At 64.6% G+C, this 3,511-nt stretch carries 4 protein-coding genes; 3 read left to right on the top strand and 1 reads right to left on the bottom strand.

The window, feature by feature from the left end; translation table 11 throughout:
* A partial coding sequence (locus tag EOD07_RS27105; RefSeq protein ID WP_245470510.1) for a LysR substrate-binding domain-containing protein occupies positions 1-631 on the top strand: 631 nt, incomplete at its 5' end.
* A 368-nt stretch (positions 632-999) separates the two neighbouring features.
* On the opposite strand, the gene EOD07_RS37820 is transcribed toward EOD07_RS27105, so the two are convergent.
* Positions 1,000-1,173: a hypothetical protein gene (locus EOD07_RS37820; RefSeq protein ID WP_164772571.1), complete on the bottom strand. Its 174-nt coding sequence runs from the start codon at positions 1,171-1,173 to the stop codon at positions 1,000-1,002.
* A 135-nt stretch (positions 1,174-1,308) separates the two neighbouring features.
* Between EOD07_RS37820 and EOD07_RS37815 the strand changes: the two genes are divergently transcribed.
* Together EOD07_RS37815 and EOD07_RS27100 are read left to right on the top strand one after the other, a co-directional pair.
* Positions 1,309-1,476, top strand: coding sequence for a hypothetical protein (locus tag EOD07_RS37815; RefSeq protein ID WP_164772570.1), 168 nt, complete (start codon positions 1,309-1,311; stop codon positions 1,474-1,476).
* Between the two features lie 119 nt (positions 1,477-1,595).
* On the top strand, positions 1,596-3,511 hold a 1,916-nt coding region (locus EOD07_RS27100), incomplete at its 3' end, for an ATP-dependent helicase (RefSeq protein WP_164772569.1).

The following is a 3,511-nucleotide window of genomic DNA, read 5'->3' as shown; positions in this document are numbered from 1 at the left end:
CCTTTCGGCCTTCCAGCATCAGTATCCCGACATCGAGATGCGGGTTTCGACCTCTTACGCCACGCATGAATTCTCGACTTCCGAATACGATCTCGAAATCCGCTATGGCGACGGCAATTTCCCCGGCCTCAATTCGGAGCTGCTGTTCAAGGAAGATCTGACGCCGGTGTGCAGCCGCAAGCTCTTCCATGAGGTGCTGGGCGACAAGCCGCTGTCGAAGGTGGTGCCGGAGGACTTGCGCTACTTCACGCTGCTGCACTCCGACACGTGCACGCAGAACTGGCAGTCATGGCTGGGCTTCGCCGGCGCGAGCTTCGTGCTCGGCGAAACCAGGAGCGTCTATTTCGATTCCTGCATGATGTCTTACGAAGCAGCCAATGCCGGAATGGGCTTCGCCGTCGCCAACCGCGCCTATATGGCAAGCGACATCCGCGCCGAACGGCTGGTGGCACCGTTCGCGGTCCACCATCCCAACACGGCGGGCTGGTACTTCGTCAGCCCCATCAAGGCGCTCGGCGCCCGCAAGGTCGAGCTGTTCAAGCAGTGGATCATGGCTGAAGCGGCGCTGACGCAGCGCCAACTGGACATCGAGATCGCCGGCGGACAGCAGGGCCACTCGGCGCTGGCGTGAGAGGTTGCTCCTCCACGAATGCCGAACCGGCGGACACCCCGCACTAAAGCGCGGCGCGTCGAAACGGATTCACACGACGCGCTTCAGGCCTTTGATTTGATGCATGTCGTTGCCGCAAAACCGAGGTCACTTTTGCGCGGCATGCATTAGCGGACTCCAGCAGAATTGCAGGATTTTCCGGTGATTTCCCGGCAGTTGCGTAGTCGGCTACCGCGATCGCACCATGACGCAGGGGCGAGACTCAGCTATCTTCTGTTGTGCGGCGGGCCTGATTTTCCCGCTTGGCCGGCGCTATCGAGCTTCCTCCCAAGCAGCGCCGGCCTTCTTCGTTCAGCCCAACGATAATCTCTGCCAGACCTGTCGCGTCGCTATTGCTTCGGAGGGGTGCCCGGCTGGTCGCCGCCGGTGGTCGATTTCGGCACCGGGTTCTTGTCGATCTGCGGGTTCTGATCGGCGGGCGCCTTGGTGGGCGGCACGCTGTTGTCGCAGGCGACGAGCGCCAGCCCTGCCGCAAGAGCCAGCAGCAAAGGACGTTTCTTCATGACGACCTCCTCTCGTTCGCTCCTTTCACCAAGGGCAAACGAGGCGGTGGCGGTTTGGTTGCGTGGCGCGGGGGAACCAACCGGCCCGCGTCCGGTTGAAATCCCGAGCCAATCGAACGCAACGAGGAACCGATCATGATCCGCCTTGTGCTTGCCGGTCTGTTTGCCTACACCGCCTATCGCGTTGCCGTGAGGATCATCGACGAGGTGCCGGGAAACGTCGCGCCGCTGGACATGCCGGCCGACGAAAGGCGCAGGCTGCGGCGGCAGTCGGCGGCGATGGGGGTGGAACCGAAGCGGTAGTTGCCTCGGGGCAAGGTAGCCGCGTAATCCTCTCTCCGGCCGCTTCGCGGCCACCTCTCCCCGCTCGCGCGGGGAGAGGAAATTATTGCGAACAAAGCGGAAACGATGCTTGATGGGCGATGAACATCGCCGCCCATGATTCGTCCTTCGAGACGCCCGCCTATCTTGCCCGGCTGAATGACGAGCAGCGGCTGGCGGTGGTGCATGGCGACGGCAAGGTGGCGACGCCGCTGCTGGTGATCGCGGGCGCCGGCTCCGGCAAGACCAACACGCTGGCGCATCGCGTCGCCCATCTCATCGTCAAGGGCGCCGATCCGCGCCGCATCCTTTTGATGACCTTCTCCCGACGCGCCGCCGCCGAGATGGCCAAGCGCGTCGAGCGCATCGCCGGCGAGGTGCTGGGGCGCGACGCCGCGATCATCGCTGACGCGTTGGCCTGGGCCGGCACGTTCCACGGCATCGGCGCGCGGCTCTTACGCGACTATGCCGAGCAGATCGGCCTCGATCCCGCCTTCACCATCCATGACCGCGAGGATTCGGCCGACCTGATGAACCTTGCCCGGCACGAGTTGGGTTTCTCCAAGACCGAAAGCCGTTTCCCGACCAAAGGCACCTGCCTGCAGATCTATTCACGGGCCGTGAACGCGCAGTCCCCGCTCGGCGAAGTGCTGGGCTCGGCCTTCCCCTGGTGCGCGGCATGGGCGGATCAGCTGAGGGAACTGTTCGCGGCTTACGTCGAGGCCAAGCAGGCGCAGAACGTGCTCGATTACGACGACCTCCTGCTCTACTGGGCGCAGATGGCGGCCGAGCCCGAGATCGCCTCGCATCTCGGGTCCCGCTTCGACCATGTGCTGGTCGACGAATACCAAGACACCAACCGGCTGCAGGCCTCGATCCTTCTGGCGCTGAAGCCCGACGGCGCGGGGCTCACCGTGGTGGGCGACGACGCGCAGTCGATCTATTCCTTCCGCGCCGCGGAAGTGCGCAACATCCTCGATTTCCCGAAACAGTTCGCGCAAGGCGCGGAGATCGTCATGCTGGAGCGCAATTACCGCTCGACCGAGACGATCCTGGCCGCCGCCAACAAGGTGATCGGCGAGGCGAGCGAGCGCTTCACCAAGAACCTGTGGACCGAGCGCCGCTCTTCGCACAAGCCGCAGCTGGTCAGCGTGCGCGACGAGGCCGAGCAGGCCAACTATGTCTGCCAGGCGATCCTGGCCGAGCGCGAGGCGGGCACGGCGCTGAAGGCGCAAGCGGTGCTGTTCCGCACATCGAGCCACAGCGGGCCGCTGGAGGTGGAGCTGACGCGCCGCAACATCCCCTTCGTCAAGTTCGGCGGCCTGAAATTCCTCGACGCCGCGCATGTGAAGGACATGCTGGCGATGCTGCGCTTCGCCGAGAACCCGCGCGACCGTGTCGCCGGTTTCCGCGTGCTGCAATTGATGCCGGGCATCGGCCCGTCCGCCGCCTCGCAGATCGTGGACGCCATGGCGACGTCGCTGGACGAGACGTTGGGCCTTGCCCGCTTTCGCCCGCCGCAGCGCGCCGCGCAGGATTGGCCGGTGTTCCTCGATATCTACAGCGGCTTGCGCGCCGGCGCCAAATGGCCGGCGGATCTGGAACGGATCAGGCTCTGGTACGAGCCGCATATGGAGCGCATCCATGAGGACGCGATCACGCGACGCGCCGACCTTCTGCAGCTCGAGCAGATCGCATCGACCTATCCGTCGCGGGAGCGCTTCCTGACCGAGCTCACCCTCGATCCGCCCGACGCCACAAGCGACCAGGCAGGACCGCCGCATCGAGACGAGGATTACCTCATCCTGTCGACCATCCATTCGGCCAAGGGCCAGGAATGGAAGAACGTCTTCGTGCTCAACACGGTAGACGGCTGTATCCCCGCCGATCTCGGAGTCGGCACCAAGGAGGACATCGAGGAGGAGCGGCGCCTGCTCTATGTCGCCATGACCAGGGCCAAGGACAGCCTGCATCTGGTGGTGCCGCAGCGCTTTTATCCGCACAACCAGACAGCGCG

The organism is Mesorhizobium sp. M2C.T.Ca.TU.002.02.1.1 (assembly GCF_003997225.1).
The sequence above is the reverse complement of the archived record's forward strand: the minus strand, read 5'-3'. Positions and strand labels throughout refer to the sequence as shown.